Origin of the sequence: Mucilaginibacter sabulilitoris (assembly GCF_034262375.1) — a bacterium.
Classification (GTDB): domain Bacteria; phylum Bacteroidota; class Bacteroidia; order Sphingobacteriales; family Sphingobacteriaceae; genus Mucilaginibacter; species Mucilaginibacter sabulilitoris.
In genome coordinates this window covers 1,122,398-1,140,328 of the sequence record NZ_CP139558.1, presented here as the reverse complement: position 1 = coordinate 1,140,328, position 17,931 = coordinate 1,122,398, and the positions used below count along the sequence as shown (strand labels likewise).

Genomic DNA, 17,931 nt, shown 5'->3' with positions numbered 1-17,931 from the left:
TGCTTCTTTTTGATTATCATAGGTTTTTTTCTTGATCAATTCGCGCTTAACCTCGGTTAATAGGCTATCTGTTTTTGAGGACGCAAAGGCAGTATATCTAAAAATTACAAGAAATAAAATTAGTACATAAATTCTCATTGTAAATCGATTAACTTATAATTAGGGTGTTATAAAGATTATTGAAAGGCCAAATTATCGGGTACTCATTTAATGGTAATATAACCGATTAACGCGGTAATGGTTTAATAGATTGAGTAAAACCTCTTTAGTCATTCTAAAGCCGTCTTGGGGATAAAATATAACTACTCGCAAACTGTTTTGGGTTAAATTCAGGCCTATTATTTTTAGCTTCATCAGCCTTGATGATCAGGTATGGGTTGTACACAACTATACTGTCCACAAATAACTTATTATCAGGATATATATAAGTAAGCCGTACAATTCCAGGCAAACCCGTGAGTAATTGCCCATAGACCTGGCGTAGGGTATGCGGAAATAAAAAAACAAATAACAATACTAATGTTAAAAGTAATTCTCTCATTGGTCAGTTAATATAAATGGAAGCATGAAGGTAAAGAAAAAGCTCATAATATGCCGAAGCAGGCGTAACATTTAATGATCCATTTTACGATATTTAACTAATAAGGTGATATAAAGTGGTATACAGTCTGAGCTACATGAGTGAAGAGAGAAAACCTAAAAAGGCCGGAAAATGTTCAACGATTATTTTAGAGAGTGCCGCATAAAACCAGCTAATTTCACCCCGGCTCTTGAATAAACCGGAGTGAAATTTAATTTATAGCTTACTTATAGTCATCATTTATCAATCCACGTTGTTCCATATCTTTTATTATGGTATCAATAGCCATATCGGCTGCTGCCCCTTTACCAAATGTTTTGCCCAAACTCAGGTATCCCTTGGTGAGATTATTGGTTACTACATTTGAAAACAGCCTCCCGAACCATGATTTTTTCCGGATACGGGGAACAATGGTGCTTTCCCATTTTGGCCCGGCGGCCTGAAGTTCAGCTGCGTTTTGTACATTATTCAATATACATTGAATACGCTTCTCTATTTTATCTTTTAAGCCCAACAGATAAGTAAGGCTGATTTGAGGATAAGGATATTCCGCTTCTACGGGCGGGATTACATATTTATAAGTGCCCGGGGCGGCATCTTCCACCACACGCAGGTCGGGAATGAGCGGCACATATGTGGTGCTTTTGTCATCCTTGTTCACCGTATACCTAAAATCGGTAATCCCCTCAAATCCATATTCCAAAATTGGATTTTTCGCTTCTTCCGGCACCGTTAAATAGGCCTGCAAAAAACGCTGGCAATTCCTGCGTCCCAGGTAAAAATCATGTTTTCTGAACGCTTTGGAAAAAAAGCCGCCAAAACCGCCTAAAGATCCGCAGGCAATAGTATAGGTTTGATTTTCGCCATTTATAGAGCGAACCGGCATAACCAGGAAACGGGTATAATCATCATCAAGATACGCGCGTTTAACCTGCTCATCTTTCAGCCTCAACTGCCCTATCATGGCTGATAAAACCGATGGCACCACTTTTTTCCAGGCCTGCTGCGGAACAAAAACAGTTGGTTCCGGGGTTTCTTCGCTCGGAAAAGGGTCAATCATCAGTACCAGGCTATCAAACTCGGCAGCCGAAGTTTTGGGTGTGTAATTTTCCGCGTCCGCAGCCGACATCGCTTTCCGCCTGCGATCATCAAGCAGTTGCTGGGTCACTTCAAACGGCTCATTATTTATTACGCCACCATCAACATTAAGTGAAACAAAGGCACCTTCCGGTAAAAAATGATACTTAACCCGGTTGTCATCCTGACCCGCAAGCCGAAGGTTCAAATACTTGCTATCTTCTATATACTCCCTTTGCCGGCTCAAGGTGCGGCTTTCCAAACCAACCGGAAATGCCCCGGTTGACATTGCAGCAGCCTTAAGTATCTCGATATTTTGATCATTCTCCGCATTGCCGGTTGATGCCTTATAGTTAATAGGGATACGACCATCCTGTCCATAAGGCTTTTCACTCAATTTAAAAAAAGCATAATCGCGGTGCATTTTCATATAATATTCTCTTATGCCACTGGCGGTATCAAAAGAAATCATATAATTAAAGCCCCTGAGATTGGTGATAGTTGTAAAAAAATCAAGGTCATCGGCCAGATAAGGGCGATCATAAATATTTTCTACTCGTACATCAAGTACGGAGCTGGCAATCTTTTTTATAAATGACGAATTAAAGCCTGCCCTCACCTCCTTACATACATTTGTTTCCGCATCGCTCTCTATATCGCTGGTATCAAGCATATAGCTCATCATATCGTTATTATCATCCTCAATCAAGTTCACCCAGGAGTTATAAAGGGGGTTCTTTTGGGTTACTGCGTCATTTGCTGCGTCGCTTTGCTTTATCGGGTCAAAATTACCTTGTAATGCTGCTGAGGTAATAGCAGCAGTCATTCCGCCGGCAGATGCACCACCCAATGCTTCAATAACGAAGTTGTGCTTTGGTATTCCTGTCAGTTTGCCGGCCGCCTGCAGTTTCTTAGCTTTCTCCCAATGCTCCAGCACCTCGAACAAATAATCCATAACCCCGGCGGTGTAGGCGCCTGCAGATACAGCCCCGGCCATGCAAATTCCTGCATGAAACGTGTCGTTTTTAACTTGACTTTCCATATACTGATGCTAATTATCTTTATTCAGATGCACAGGTTCAATAAACCCATAAGCTATACCTTAATTGGCGCCTAATAAAACACCATTTAAAAATACAATTAAAACACTGATGATTAAATTCTTATGAAAGAAATAATACACGTTAAATTACTCATATTTTCACAGGTTTGATCAACAGAATGATCTTAAAAATTGTTAAAGTAGAAGTTAAAAAGTTTAGATAATTACTGCCTTACCCGACCAATACCAAACTGATCGCCGGCTTTTACCGCTTTTCCGTTCTCAAAGTCTACCTCTATCATTTTTTCGCTGCCTACGCTATTGCTAAACTCATCTTTAAGTGTGGAAAGTACCCTGCGCGTTTTAACGTCAATTACCTCACCGCTTGAAGGATAGGCATATTTCCCGTCTAAGCTAAAAGTTATCCAGCCCGGCATGTCCTGCAATGGTATGGTAGTTAATTGTTGATAGGGTTCTGCAGCGCTAAAAACATGCAAACGCATATTAAACCCATCGCATACCCATAACTCCTTTTCATCCGGGGTAAGGCCTATTCCATGACTTGGATTACCATGACGTCTTACAGGGCCCTTATCCCAGCCTTCCACCACTACGCGGGCAAGCTTCTTTCCGGTATTCAAATCACCTACTTCAAAACCAAGTAAACTATCAACAGTTACATAAGCCCGGGTTTCCTTTCCGTTAACAATAAACGGACGGATAAAATTTCCAAACGGGCCTATCTTACTAACCACAGTGTGTGTTTTGGTGTCGGCTACTTTTAACCAGGGTGATGCCAGATCGTCCAGGTAAACGTAATTGCCCGACAATCCGTAAAGTGTATTATGTGACCTTGTAAAACCGGGGATCTTTTTAATAACCGCACCCGTTTTGCAATCCACAACATTCCATATCTTATTCTCAAAAGAAGGAAGATACATTATTTTACCATCCGGGGATATCGACATCCGATCAGCACCACCCTCAATATCCTTTTCCCATATAATTTCTCCGGTGCTGAGATCAATGCGTTGAAGTGACTCAATAGTGCTTATATAAATACTATTAAGCGGTATGCTAACCGCAATGCCTTTAACATTAGAGGGCCTTTTATTGGAATGGAAGCCCCGTGTTTCAATCCGTTTCACAAATTGATGATTGTTATCCATATCAAACACAAGCAAACCATGGCCACCATATCCAAGATAATCCCTTATTCCGGGTACTGCCACAAACAAAAAATGGCCTGATAAAGGTGCTTTTGTTTTGTGATTAAGCGGTTTATTCACCGGGCTCATAGCCGTAAGCAGAATAACTATCCCCAATAGAGATAAAACAAAAATATTAAGCTTCGTTTTCATAGGTTATATTGTTTAGGTGTAATTACTATCAAACTTAATAAGTCATTTGAATACCTGCAATGCTTCTCGAAAAAAACTCTGGAGCTTAAAAACACGGCATATCGATCATAAGGTGGAACTGATCATTCAAAAAAAGCTGAAACGCAAAAAAGCCCTACTTTTCAGGAGGGTACTGAAAAAGTCTAAATAGGCAAAACGGGGTTGAAAAATTAGTTTTTCAACCCCGTTTTTTGTATCTTGAAGTGTCAAAAGAAAGCCACTACAAGATGCTCGTTCAACAACAAAAGATCCATTTTAGCGCGTTTTCGGGCTTATATGACCTGATCGTTCCTAAAGACAATCTTCTGCGGAAGATCAATGACCTGGTAGATTTTACCTTTATCTATGATGAACTGATCAGCAAATACAGCATTACTAACGGCCGGGCAGCAGAAAGCCCTGTACGGATGTTCAAGTATCTGTTGTTGAAAACGGTTTATACGGTTTCAGACGTTGATGTGGTTGAGCGTTCGCAGTATGATATGTCTTTCAAATATTTCCTTGATATGTCGCCTGAAGAAGAAGTTATTGATCCCAGTTCATTAACAAAGTTCAGAAAGCTGCGGCTAAAGGATAATGATCTGTTAAACCTGCTCATTGGTAAAACGGTCGCTATCGCTATTGAAAAAGGGGTCATCCGGTCCAGATCCATCATTGTTGATGCTACGCATTCCCTGTCACGGTCAAACCCATATTCAGCATTGGAAGTATTGCGGGAACGCTCGAAACTGCTCCGCAAAGCGGTATATGCTATCGATGAAGACATGAAGGCCGGTATGCCTGAAAAGAACACAGCCGACGAACTGGAAAAGGAACTGGCTTATTGCAGCGCGCTGGAAAAGCACATCGAAGCTGATCAAACGTTAAGCCAGATACCTGCGGTGAAGGAAAAGCTGAACCTGCTGAAGGAAACGGTAGCGGATACGCAGGATCATTATACATTATCTAAAGACAGGGATGCCAAAACAGGGCATAAATCAGCTGACAACTCATTCTTTGGTTACAAGACCCATCTGGCGATGACCGAAGAACGCATCATTACCGCTGCGGTAGTAACATCAGGTGAAAAAGGTGATGGGCCGGAACTTCCCAAGCTTCTGGAGATCAGTCAGAACAACGGCATTGAAGTAGAAAGGATCATCGGCGATTCGGCTTATTCAGGAAAAGAGAACCTTGCGTTAATGAACGGACAGGATATTAAGGTGGTAGCCAAACTAAACCCAACCATTACCCAGGGGTTTAGAAAAGAAGAAGATAAGTTCAATTATAACAAAGACGCTGATATGTTCGTTTGCCCTGCAGGGCATTTGTCCATACGAAAATCAAGACAGGGAAAAAAGAACGTTGGAACAAATCAGACAGACACGTATTACTTTGATGTTGAAAAATGCAAAATCTGCCCATTTAGGGAGGGTTGCTACAAACCTGGGGCAAAAACCAAGACCTATTCTGTAAGCATAAAGTCAGACCTGCACCAACAACAGATGGCTTTTCAGGAAACGACACAATATAAGGAAAGCATCAAACACAGGTATAAGATCGAAGCCAAAAACAGTGAACTAAAAAACGTTCATGGTTATGACCGGGCGATAGCTTATGGTATCGAAAACATGCAGATGCAGGGCGCATTGGCCATCTTTACTGTCAATCTGAAAAGGATCATCAAGCTGATCGCCTAAAAAACAATAAAAAGAGGTATTTAGCCGTTTTTTGCACTCCCCAAACTCCTATAGGCCCGTATTATCCACATTAAATCACCCACACAAAAGCAATCAGAACAAAAAAGCGACCAAGTAAAAGTTGCCTTTTCTCTTGATCGCTTTTCGTAATTCGTTTTATTGCACTACTTTTTCAGTGCCCTCCTTTTCAGTAAGGCTCTTTAGTTTTCAGCAGAATGGGCGGGACATGACCTATATTCAAATACCGCCCATTATTAATTATTAAAAGCTTTCAATCTAAGAACGCAATAGATGACGCGGTGAGTTGAAAAAAATATGTTATCTTATTAGTTCCAATCACTGCTTATATCATTACTAACATTGGGGTTTGAGTTTTTTTCAGACAGGGGGATCGGTAATAAAATATTTTTATCCTGAAAAGGCTGTGTGCCATCTTCTATTTGCCTTTCCGAATTAATGGTTTGCCGGGCAATTCCCCAGCGTATCAGATCAAAATAACGGGATTGCTCCCCGGTTAGCTCCAATTGCCTTTCGCGCATCAGGATAGTCATAGCGTCTGACTGCCCGCCCAATGAACTATACAATGGGGCGTTTACGCTTGGTCTGCTGCGTACCTGGTTAATCAGTGTCAATGGCTGGCTTCCGGTATTACCCTGCTGTATATAGGCTTCGGCAAGCATCAGCAATACATCTGCATAGCGGATCACTTGCCCGTTAATACCACTTTGCGGACCGCCATAAGTCGCCACTTTGTTATAGTACTCGTATTTTAAATATTTATAACCAGCTGTTGCATATGGAAAAGCTACGGGTCCGGTTGAACATTGCTGACAGTACTGAGTTTCACCGCCACTGGCCGCATCGCCATAAAAAGTATAGGCCGCTCTCGGGTCAACATAAGTTGTATTGGTTTGTGGGTTGGTGTATGTAAAAGCTTTAACAGCTGTAGTGGTAATATACGTGTTGTTCCAGTCGTTAAAGCCATATTCCTGCGCGCGGGCGGAGTGGGTTGCTTTTCCTCCCCATGTTTCCTGACCACCAAACGCGGCGTACTGGTTACCAATCCCCCAATCGGTCCAGGCCTGGTTCATTACCTGGAAAATAGTTTCTGGGTTCAAGGCGGGACTATTTTGATTAGGGTCGTCAAACAGGTTATTATACACCGGTGCTAATGCGTAGGTATATGGAGATTGAGTCAATTTGCTCAGCTCAGTAACTGCGTCGGCCCATTTTTTTTCATACAAGTATGATTTACCAAGCAGCGCAACCGCGGCTCCCCTGGTAGCACGACCAAAACTGGTAGCGGCATAGGAAAGCGGGAGATCCGTTTCCGCGTCTTTTAAATCCTGTTCAATAAAGGCCCATATATCGGCAACAGCAGCGCGGGGTAGATTAACCTCGGCCGGCGTTGGCAAAGGGATATATTCTTTACGCAAGGGTACACGACCATATAAGTTAACCAGGTTAAAGTAAGCATAGGCTCTCAAAAATTTAGCTTCGGCAATATATTGCTTTTGGTTAGTTTGCTCACTTGTATTAGCTGGTGCCCAGGCCTGGGCGCGGTTGATCACCACATTTGACCGCATAATTAATCGGTATAGTGATGACCACATGGCATCCAACTGTGGTTGGTTAGGCGCAAAATTATACTGTGCCAGGGCCAAAAGATCGCCTTGAAGCGGCTGGGCATTTTTGGCATCATAGCCGAGTAAATCAAAAATATAGTACCATTCACGGGCCCACAAACCTGTGTGTAACAGAGTAGCATAGCTGGCTATAACGGCTTGATTGATAGCCGCATCACTTGTAAAATAGGTATCGTAAGTGTAAGCGCTTTTATTTTGTAGATCCAAATTCTTTTTACATCCCCCGGTTGCAATCAGTAAAGCCACAACCAACAGATATTTAATATACTTCTTCATAATTATATCTTTAATATTTTTCATCATTAAAATCCAACTTGAACGCCCGCCAAGAATGTACGTGGTTGCGGTATCTGCCCATCATCAATGCCGCGGTTAAATATATAGTCGGTAGCGGCACCGTTGACGCCTCCATTGGTTTGTGTACTTATTTCAGGATCATACCCCTTATATCCAGTAATAGTAAATAGGTTTTGAGCGGCAACGTAAACCCGTAACCTGCTTAATACGTTACCCGAGAATGATTTCAAGGCGGCTTTGGTGAAAGTATACCCTAAGGTGATGTTACGTGCCCTCAAGTATGAACCATTCTCAACAAAAAAGTCAGAAGGCCTCAAATTACCTGTCACCGTAACGTTCTGACCTGCCCTTGGCAAAGAAGCGACATCTCCCGGTTTTTCCCATCGATTTAAAATGGCGGTAGAAGCATTATGTCCGGTTGAAGCATTGTCAGTGACAAATTTAAGTGAGTTAACCAGTTGAACCCCTTGAACACCGGAGATAACAATGTTCAGATCAAAGTTTTTATAAGAGGCTCCGGCATTAAAACCATATATAAACTTCGGAATAGGACTACCTAGTACTTTCTGGTCTTTACTATCAACGGTACCATTATTGTTAAGATCTTTGAATATAAAGTCGCCGGGTAACAAACCCGCCTGATAAACGGCGCTTGGATCTCCGGCTTTTTGGCGTGCCATAGCATTTAATGCATCAATTTCTGCCTGGTTGCGCGCTACATGATCAACCTTGTAGCCATAAAAAGCGCCAATGGGTGATCCGGGTTGTGTTAAGGTGATCCCATTTAAGTTGCTAAAGTATCCCCCAATTATTGGTGTTGGCGATTGGGCACCCAGTGACAATGTTTTATTTTGATTATAAGCACCATTTACGCTTACATTATAGTTAAAGTCATTAACCTTGCCGCGATAGGCCACCTGAAACTCGAAACCTTTATTTTGTACGTCAGCGGCATTGGTGATCAACGTACTGTTGATTCCGCTTAGTCCGCCAACCCCGACACTGGTTGGCACCGGGATAGCCACCAGCAGGCCGCTACTTTTTCTGTTATAATAATCAAGCGTTAGCGTTAGCTGGTTATTCAGGAAACCAAGATCAAGCCCGACATCAGTTTGATCTGTCTGCTCCCATCTTAACAGCGGGTTTGCAATGGAGGTTACCGTGGTACCATTTACAAATCCCTCATTCTGACCAAATGAATAAACCAGGTTACCAGTTGGTGAACCGCCAAAGGTGAATACCTGCGTTGTAGTTAAACCAAATTTGTTATTACCGGTACGGCCCCAGCCTATGCGTAATTTACCATCACTGATAAACGGAAATGTTGATTTTATAAAATCCTCTTCGGTAAAACGCCATGCAAAGCCGGCTCCTGGAAAGTTACCATAACGGCTTTGCGGACCAAAGTTTGATGAACCATCACGACGGATGCTTCCTGATAATATATATCGATCGTTAAATGTATATATCAACCGGCCATAATAAGAGATGGCTCGGCCAAACTGCGTATAATAGCCAGATGTGTTGGCTTGACTGGTGATGGTTGGTGCCACCCCTATATCCTTTACGTTATCATTTAACATGCCTGTACCCAATACGCTCAGGTATTTACTTGACCCTGCGTCAATATAGCTGGTACCGGCTGTTAACGATATATTGTGCCTGCCAAAAGTACGGTTGTAAGACAGGTAATTTTCAAAAGTATAATTAGAGTAGCTGTTAAAGGCACGACCGGCCTGGCGGCTAAAGGCCAGGTTATTGGATGTAACATAAGGTATCTGGTATGAGTCGTTGGTAGAATTGCCATATACCCCCGCCAGTTGTGACCTGATCGTTAAACCCTTGACAATATTTACTTCGCCAAAAAACTGAGGGTATAGTACCAGATCGTTACTGGATAATGTTTGAACGCCTAAGGCCTGTAATGGATTTATCGCGTTACTGTTATCATCAATATTGGTGAGAATAGAGTAACCACCCAGAATAGCGGGATCATATATGGGCTGATACGGAGCATAAGTAATGGCATTAGATATACTGGCGGTTTGCCCGCTGGTATGGGTATAACGAAGATTAAGGCTCTGGCCAAAATGAAAACGACCGAGCTTTTCGTCCAAGGAAAAACGGCTGTTTAACCTTTTCAGGTTATAATCTTTAACAATTGCTTCCTGAGTTAAATAACCGACCGACAGATTATAGGTAACCTTATCGCTACCCCCACTGACACCTACGTTATTTTGGGTAGATAAAGCTGTTTTAAATATTGCTTTTTGCCAATCGGTACGATCAACTGATACATAAGGGGTGCTTAATTTAGCCGGAGGCGTAAGATTATTGGTGACGGCTATGTCTGTTAGAAGGTTGACATAATCTTTTGCCTTAAGTAAATCAAGCTGCTTCCAGACCGATGAAGTACCGACCTGTGAGTCAAATGATATTTGCGGGGTGCCGCTTTTACCTTTTTTAGTGGTAACTATGACCACGCCATTAGCAGCAGCAACACCATAAATGGCTGTGGATGCAGCGTCCTTTAAAATGGTGATATTCTCAATATCCTGCGGATTGATGGTATTGAAAAGATTGGCATCGCCTTGTATACCATCAATCACATACAATGGTTCCACATTAGTAAATGAGCCTGTACCGCGTACAATAATCTGGGCATTTGAACCGGGGGTGCCATTGGAATTTAATACCTGCACACCGGAAGCCTTACCTATAAGAAGCTGTGCGGCACTGGTATTGGTATTGGCGCCTGCATCTTTAGCGGCCACCACATTTACCGAGCCTATCAAGTCCTTTTTACGAGCTGTGCCATAACCTATGACCACGACTTCACTGAGGGATCTGCTATCACTCTGTAGTTTTACGTTAAGTATAGTTTTTCCGTTTAATTTAATTTCCTGTGTTGTGAATCCTATGAAAGAAAACACCAGGGTAGCATCCTCAAGGGCATTAAGTGAATAAGAACCATCGGTGCCTGTAATTATACCGTTTTGTTTTCCTTTTTCCACTACCGTAACTCCGGGAAGTGGGCTGTTATCGTCGGCTGATGTCACGATCCCTTTAATGGTAGTTGTTTGTGCCATAACTGGCAGTGCACTCATAGACACCAGCAGTATAAGCAGGTGCCGTAATCTGGCAGGTTTAAGCAACCTTGTTAAATTGGTAATTTTCATGTTCATAATTGGGTTTTCTGGTTTATTAATACGTATCATTAATTGTTAAATAAACACGAATACAAATTCACAATCGATTGCGATACGCAACCAAACACACATCGGTGTTAATTGTAAAAATGTAAAATGAGTTTATTGGCTTATGTGATCAGCATTTCTGCAATCAAAAATAACTATAAGTAATGCGCCCGGGGAGGTACCATTTGTTAATAAATAGGTATACAGATGTTTCTAATTGGCTTCTTTCATTGGTATTACCTATCCAACCGACAACGAATTATACATACAACACAGCTACTGTATTCATATATGAATATCATCAGGTTTATACACCTTATCAAATAATTATATACATCGTCGTTATCGGAAGGCTTCCGATTAATTGTTATTTAAACATGCTGCTCAATCCTTCTTTTCGTGCAAATCGAAGGTCATCCAGTATCTGGTCAATCGTGCGCAGAATATCGTCTCGCCCTTTAGATGAGGATAGATCAATATCTGTAAAGCTTGTACCACTGTTGCCTGAACTGCCCGATAAGGTTTCTATTATAAAAGTCTCTAAGTTGGTTAAAACATCACAATGCCGGTTTCCTCCTAAATTGGTCAAAAACGAACCTTCCTGTACATCTTTATGAATACAGCTATACGGCACCTAAGAACTCCTTTGATAATCAGTTTCAGATATTTAGCAAGACATTTACGCTGTCTTTTCTCCCCTTTCACTACAAATTTGGGCAAAACACAAGTTAATAATCTAATTTACAGTTAATTAGATAAGATTAACATTTGTGTCCCTATTTGTAAACAATCGATTGCTTTACTGCATATAGCTTTGTTCATTCAAAAACCGATGGCGAATCTTCTTATTACCCTAATGGTATTAAAAGCTTCCGCTCATCGGTCATAACCAATTTGATACTATAACCCTAATTGATGAAAACTATGGTAAAACACGTACTATGGAGTACCTGTACTATTTTTTTTGCTGCTTTATGCCTGCATGCTGTCGCCCAGGATACTTATAAAAAAGTACCCGACGGGATCGTTGTTAACCTGTCTCAAAAATCAACCCAGGACGCCCGCTTGCTCCGACTACAGGTCGTTTCTGATAACATCATCCATGTAACCGCAACTCCAGAAAATTCCTTTCCTTCTAAGCAAAGTTTAATGGCGTTACAACCCGTAACCCCAGCCGTTAACTGGCATGTGGTTCAAAAGGGTAACCACCTATTGCTGTCAACGTCATCAGTTACGGTACACGTATGGCTGCCAGCAGGTACAGTGAGCTTTACAGATAAATCCGGCAAAGTTATTTTAAATGAAAATCCGGAGCGTACATTTACTCCCATATCAAACAATGGCGAAAGCTCTTACCATATTATTCAAAGCTTTCATAGTCAGGCTGATGAGGCTATCTACGGTTTAGGTCAGCACCAAAACGGGATTGTAAACTTCAAAAATCAGCACCTGGAATTGTTGCAAAATAATACTGAGGTAGCGGTACCCTTTCTGGTGTCCAGCAAAAATTATGGTATCCTATGGGACAACTACTCTTTAACCAAGTTTGGCGACACACGTGATTATCAGCCTATATCAGGGTTAAAACTATTTGCAGCAGACGGGAGTGAAGGATGGCTAACGGCCACTTACGCTAAAAAGATCGATACAACCCATGTTTTTGCGCAGCGCGCTGAATCCGACATCGATTACTCTTCCCTGGAAACCATGAAGAATTTTCCTCAGGGCTATAAATTAGGGGAGGGAAAAGTAAGCTGGACAGGCTCAATAGCATCTGCATATACGGGAAGTCATCAATTTTGGCTTAAATATGCGGGGTATGTAAAAATCTGGATCGACGGGAAGTTATTGGCCGATCGCTGGAGGCAGGGCTGGAACCCCGGTACAGCTGTGCTGAATATCGATCTGATTAAAGGCAAAAAGTACCCTATTAAAATAGAGTGGTTCCCCGATGCTGACGAATCCTTCATCGCCTTAAAATGGCTGGCACCGTTAAGCCAGGCGCAGCAAAATAAATATGCATTCGACTCTGAGTCTGGTGATCAACTCAATTACTATTTTGTATACGGTAAAAATGCCGATGATGTGATCAGCGGTTATCGTACCGTTACAGGCAAGGCTGTCATGATGCCACGCTGGGCAATGGGGTTTTGGCAAAGCCGTGAGCGCTATAAAACCCAGGCAGAAATCCTAAACACCGTAAAGGAATTCCGGGATAGAAAAATACCGCTGGATAACATTGTGGAAGATTGGTCATACTGGAAAGAAGATCAATGGGGCAGCCAGGACTTTGATGAAACCCGCTTCCCTGATCCAACCGGCATGATCGGTACGCTGCATGATCGGTACCATACCCATTTTATGATCTCCGTATGGCCAAAGTTTTATGAAGGAATCAATAGTTATCAATACTTTGATAAAAATGGCTGGTTATACAAACGCAATATAGCAAACCACCAACGGGATTGGATAGGCAAGGGGTATTTCTCTACTTTTTACGATGCATATAATCCCAAAGCCAGGGAAGCCTTTTGGGACCTGATGAATAAAAAATTATACAGCAAAGGGGTAGATGCCTGGTGGATGGATGCTTCAGAACCGGATATTACGTCTAACCTGAGTATACAAAGCCGTAAAGATTTTATGAACCCCACTTATTTAGGTTCATCAACACAATATTTTAATGCTTTTCCGCTGCAAAATGCAAAAGGTATTTATGAAGGCCAACGCAGCACCAATCCCAATTCGCGCGTATTCCTTTTAACCCGCTCGGCTTATGCAGGGTTGCAGCGCTATGCTGCCGCCACCTGGAGTGGTGATATTGCCGCCCGTTGGGACGATATGAAAAACCAGATACCGGCAGGAATCAATTTTGCTTTATCGGGCATACCTTACTGGACCATGGATATTGGAGGCTTTGCGGTAGAGCACCGGTATGAGCAGCCAAACGAAAGAGACCTGGCCGAATGGCGCGAGCAAATGACTCGTTGGTACCAGTTTGGTTCTTTTGTTCCCTTATTTCGGGTGCACGGCCAGTTCCCTTACCGTGAGATTTATAATGTGGCGCCGGAAAACCATCCGGCATATCAAAGCATGCTCTTTTATGACAAACTCCGCTACCGCTTAATGCCATATATATATAGCCTGGCCGGTATGGCATATCATCGTGATTATACCTTGATGCGCGGCCTGATCATGGATTACGGGCGGGATGAAAAAGTAAAGAACATAGCAGACGAATATCTTTTTGGCCCGGCTTTACTCATTAACCCGGTTTGCCAATATGGCGTCACCAGTAGAGATGTTTACTTGCCGCAAGGTAATGGCTGGTATAATCTATACAACGGCAAATATACCTATGGCGGTCAGACCATAAGGGCTGATGCGCCCTATGACCGCATACCCGTATACATTAAAGAAGGTTCAATCATTCCTTTTGGACCTGATATGCAATATACAGACGAAAAACCTGCCGACCCTATCTCGCTGTATGTATACGCCGGCAAAGATGGCAACTTCACGCTTTATGAGGATGAAGGGATTAACTACAACTATGAAAAAGGTGCTTTCAGCACTATACAACTAAGCTATAATGAGGCCAGTAAAACACTGACGATCCATGGGCGGCAGGGCGGCTTTCCCGGCATGTTAAGTAAGAGAAGGTTTAACATCGTATTGATCCGGAAAGATAAGGCCGTTCCCCTCAATTCTGATTCAACTAATACCCAGCAGATAAATTATGAAGGAAAAGAAGTAACACTAAAGTTTAACCTATAATCCAGTTTTATGAACCAATTATTTACCAATCTAAATTTATTAAACAAATGAGAAAAAAATTCAAATGGGAATCAGCGATCCGTTGCTGGCTCTTTGTCAGCGCCCTGTTTTTTTCTTTTACAGGCTATGCACAAACCGTAAATATTACGGGTAAAATAACAAGTGCAGATGATAGTCAACCAATATCAGGGGCAAGCATTAAAATTAAAGGAACAAGCATTAGCGCCGTATCTGGCCTTGACGGTAATTACTCCATAATAGCTGAGCCAGGCAAAACCCTTGTTTTTAGCTTTTTAGGATATGCACCGCGGGAAGCAACTGTTAAACAAGCTGGTGCGATAAACATCAGGCTCAATGCAACTTCCAGCAATTTAAATGAAGTAGTGGTTATTGGTTACGCCAAGATACAGAGGAAAGACGCCACCGGGGCCATAAGTTCAATATCGGGTAATGAACTGCGCAAAACGCAGCCGGCTACTTTTGACCAGGCCCTGCAGGGAAAAGTTCCGGGGGTTGTGGTTCAGCAAGTATCAGGACAGCCTGGTGGCGGTGTATCTATTCAAATACGTGGTGTGTCATCGATAAGTGGTACAAATTCGCCGCTATATGTAATAGATGGCATCATTATCCCCCCGGTCAATGACCCCGGCAACGGCTCTAATCCCTTAAACGCAATTAATCCCGCCGAAATAGAATCAATAGATGTACTGAAAGATGCTTCGGCAACGGCCATATACGGTTCGCAGGCAACCAATGGTGTAATCGTTATTACTACCAAAAGAGGCAAAGTAGGTGCACCTCAGATATCCTATGATTTTTATACCGGTTATCAAAAAATACCAGGCGAGCTTCCGACAATGAACTTGCAACAGTTTGCCACCTTTATTAATGCCCGCGCACAAGCCTGGGGTTTTGATGTGAGGCCTGAATTTGCCAACCCGCAATATTTAGGTACCGGTACCGACTGGCAAAAAGAATTATTCCGCAAAGCACCACAAAGCAGCCATACCGTAACTGTAAGCGGTGGTGACAACAGAACGCAATACTTGGTATCGGGCTCTTATTATACCCAGCAAGGTATAGCGCTTGGCTCAGATTTTAAAAGGTCGTCTGTGCGGGTGAATTTAGATAATAAAACCACGAACTGGCTAAAAATCGGAACAAGCTTGCAATTGGCTCATATTAATGAAAATGTAAATTCTACTGCTTCTAATGTCATTAACACCGCACTAAATCTTACCCCCGATATTCCGGTACAAAACGCGGATGGTTCATGGGGAGGGGTTACCAGCACCAATGGGTGGACCCCAGGAGTTGCCAACCCTGTGGCCTTAGCGCTGATTGTAAAAGATTTGAAAAAAAGAGATCAGGTATTTGGCAACTTGTATGCGGAAATACAGATTTTCAGAGATTTAACATTGCGCAATGAGGTATCCGGCAACTTCGATTTTGGTACTGAAGATAAATTTACGCCGATTTATACTTTTGGTAAAACTGTTAATGGCACCAACAGCGGCTCCTCATACATGGGTCAAAACTTTTATAAAGTATTACGCAATTTTTTTACTTATAGTCACAGTTTTGGTAAATATAATGTCAATGCCCTATTGGGTCACGAGTCGCAGTTGAGCTCTTTCGAAAATGTATCGGGCGCCCGGTCAAACTTCGCATCAAATAACGTACAGGCTATCAGTTCAGGTGATGCAACTACAGCCACCAATTCGGGGGATAATGGTAGCGGCACAGCACAGGAATCCTACTTCGGTCGTTTAAATTTTGCATGGAATGATAAATACCTGATCACAGCTAATGCACGAAGGGATGGTTCATCAAATTTCCCCCCAAACAATCGTTGGGTTAGTACCTATTCAGGGGCATTTGCCTGGAAAATGAACAATGAGGTGTTTTTAAAGGGTATAACTGCTATAAATGAATTGAAATTGAGAGTTGGGTATGGCCTTACAAACAATCAGGGGATTCCGGGCAATACTTACGTAACTCAGCTTCAAACAGTATCTAATGGCCTTTCAGGTATAGCGCAATTTCAAAACAACCTGGCAAATCCCGAGGTAACATGGGAAAAAACAAATTACTCAAATGCAGGACTTGATGGATCATTTTTTAACTGGCGGTTGAATTTCTCGTTGGATGTTTATTACCGTAAAACAAACGGGTTGTTGTTAAAGGTGCCTCTTCCACTTTATTCAGGTACTACAACCGGTTATTCACCTGGTGCTATGCAATCGCCATATGCCAATGTGGGGGCTGTCAGCAATAAAGGGTTCGATTTCAGGATTAGCTCCAGCAACATTCTTAACAAGAATTTTACATGGAAAACTGATTTTACCATATCCCGTAACATCAATAAAGTGCTCAGCTTAGGTTCAGGGGGCGCACAGGCTAACTTAAGTCAAACCTCCTATACAATTAACCAGGTAGTCGAAAAAACGGTTGTAGGCAAGCCAATTGGCGAATTTTACGGGTATATCTTTGATGGCCTTTATGCGAGTCCCAAAGATTTTCAGACACATGCCCTACCCGTTGACCAAAGCGGTAAAGCTTATCCCATTTCCTCTTCTGGCGGAGGTATTTGGTACGGGGACCGCATGTTTAAAGATTTAAACGGCGATGGGGTTATTGACAGCAAGGACCAAACCTATTTAGGGTCTCCGATCCCAAAATTCCAGTATGGCATCAACAATACCTTTACATATAAAGGTTTTGACTTAAATATTTTCTTAAGCGGCAGTGTTGGCAATAAGGTATTTAATCAGATGGCTATATCACAAACCAACCCGCAAAATAATACTGCCTATTATACATCTGCATTAAACTATGCAAAATTGGCTTTAAAAGACCCTAAGGGCTCCGCGTCAGATATTAATAATGTATATGTTACCAACCCCGATACACATATTGTGGGATTGAGAAATGACAATACCAACGATAATAACCGCTCTTCCAATTTGTTTATCGAAGACGGATCGTTCCTTCGATGCAAAAACATAACATTAGGTTACCGGTTAGCCGACAACCTTTTATCAAAGGTACACCTTCAGTCAGTTCGCGTATTTGCTACTGTTTCTAATGTATTCATAATTACAAAATATTCTGGAATGGATCCTGAAATAGGTTCATGGAACCCGCTTCAGGCCGGTTGGGACAATGGTTATTATCCTCAGCCAAGAATATATACAATTGGTGCAAACATCGCATTTGGCAAATAAGCAACTATT

9 protein-coding genes are annotated in these 17,931 nt (G+C 42.1%); 3 read left to right on the top strand and 6 right to left on the bottom strand.

Annotation, left to right across the window (positions count from 1 at the left end):
* Positions 1 to 274: 274 nt before the first annotated feature.
* From SNE25_RS04985 to SNE25_RS04975, 3 genes are all read right to left on the bottom strand, one after another.
* Positions 275 to 541: a hypothetical protein gene (locus tag SNE25_RS04985; protein WP_321563986.1), complete on the bottom strand. Its 267-nt coding sequence runs from the start codon at positions 539 to 541 to the stop codon at positions 275 to 277.
* Between the two features lie 262 nt (positions 542 to 803).
* The gene (locus SNE25_RS04980; protein WP_321563985.1) at positions 804 to 2,699 is read right to left on the bottom strand and encodes a patatin-like phospholipase family protein; all 1,896 of its coding nucleotides are present in this window, start codon (positions 2,697 to 2,699) and stop codon (positions 804 to 806) included.
* Between the two features lie 224 nt (positions 2,700 to 2,923).
* Positions 2,924 to 4,060: a YncE family protein gene (locus tag SNE25_RS04975; RefSeq protein WP_321563984.1), complete on the bottom strand. Its 1,137-nt coding sequence runs from the start codon at positions 4,058 to 4,060 to the stop codon at positions 2,924 to 2,926.
* 266 nt (positions 4,061 to 4,326) lie between these two features.
* On the opposite strand from SNE25_RS04975, the gene SNE25_RS04970 reads away from it, so the two are divergent.
* Positions 4,327 to 5,778: an IS1182 family transposase gene (locus SNE25_RS04970; protein ID WP_321563730.1), complete on the top strand. Its 1,452-nt coding sequence runs from the start codon at positions 4,327 to 4,329 to the stop codon at positions 5,776 to 5,778.
* A gap of 326 nt (positions 5,779 to 6,104) precedes the next feature.
* On the opposite strand, the gene SNE25_RS04965 is transcribed toward SNE25_RS04970, so the two are convergent.
* From SNE25_RS04965 to SNE25_RS04955, 3 genes are all read right to left on the bottom strand, one after another.
* Entirely contained in the window at positions 6,105 to 7,700 is a 1,596-nt protein-coding gene (locus SNE25_RS04965; RefSeq protein WP_321563983.1) for a RagB/SusD family nutrient uptake outer membrane protein, read from the bottom strand.
* 26 nt (positions 7,701 to 7,726) lie between these two features.
* Positions 7,727 to 10,939, bottom strand: coding sequence for a SusC/RagA family TonB-linked outer membrane protein (locus tag SNE25_RS04960; RefSeq protein WP_321563982.1), 3,213 nt, complete (start codon positions 10,937 to 10,939; stop codon positions 7,727 to 7,729).
* Positions 10,940 to 11,285: 346 nt separating this feature from the next.
* Positions 11,286 to 11,552, bottom strand: coding sequence for a hypothetical protein (locus SNE25_RS04955; RefSeq protein WP_321563981.1), 267 nt, complete (start codon positions 11,550 to 11,552; stop codon positions 11,286 to 11,288).
* Between the two features lie 281 nt (positions 11,553 to 11,833).
* Between SNE25_RS04955 and SNE25_RS04950 the strand changes: the two genes are divergently transcribed.
* Positions 11,834 to 14,695, top strand: a complete 2,862-nt coding sequence (locus tag SNE25_RS04950) for a TIM-barrel domain-containing protein (RefSeq protein WP_321563980.1) — start codon at positions 11,834 to 11,836, stop codon at positions 14,693 to 14,695.
* Between the two features lie 47 nt (positions 14,696 to 14,742).
* Entirely contained in the window at positions 14,743 to 17,922 is a 3,180-nt protein-coding gene (locus tag SNE25_RS04945) for a SusC/RagA family TonB-linked outer membrane protein (RefSeq protein ID WP_321563979.1), read from the top strand.
* The last annotated feature ends 9 nt before the right edge of the window (positions 17,923 to 17,931 follow it).

Bases quoted from the DNA above. Each gene is read 5' to 3' on its own strand.
- SNE25_RS04985 (WP_321563986.1), bottom strand. From the start codon at position 541: ATGAGAGAATTACTTTTAACATTAGTATTGTTATTTGTTTTTTTATTT.
- SNE25_RS04980 (WP_321563985.1), bottom strand. From the start codon at position 2,699: ATGGAAAGTCAAGTTAAAAACGACACGTTTCATGCAGGAATTTGCATG.
- SNE25_RS04975 (WP_321563984.1), bottom strand. From the start codon at position 4,060: ATGAAAACGAAGCTTAATATTTTTGTTTTATCTCTATTGGGGATAGTT.
- SNE25_RS04970 (WP_321563730.1), top strand. From the start codon at position 4,327: ATGCTCGTTCAACAACAAAAGATCCATTTTAGCGCGTTTTCGGGCTTA.
- SNE25_RS04965 (WP_321563983.1), bottom strand. From the start codon at position 7,700: ATGAAGAAGTATATTAAATATCTGTTGGTTGTGGCTTTACTGATTGCA.
- SNE25_RS04960 (WP_321563982.1), bottom strand. From the start codon at position 10,939: ATGATACGTATTAATAAACCAGAAAACCCAATTATGAACATGAAAATT.
- SNE25_RS04950 (WP_321563980.1), top strand. From the start codon at position 11,834: ATGAAAACTATGGTAAAACACGTACTATGGAGTACCTGTACTATTTTT.
- SNE25_RS04945 (WP_321563979.1), top strand. From the start codon at position 14,743: ATGAGAAAAAAATTCAAATGGGAATCAGCGATCCGTTGCTGGCTCTTT.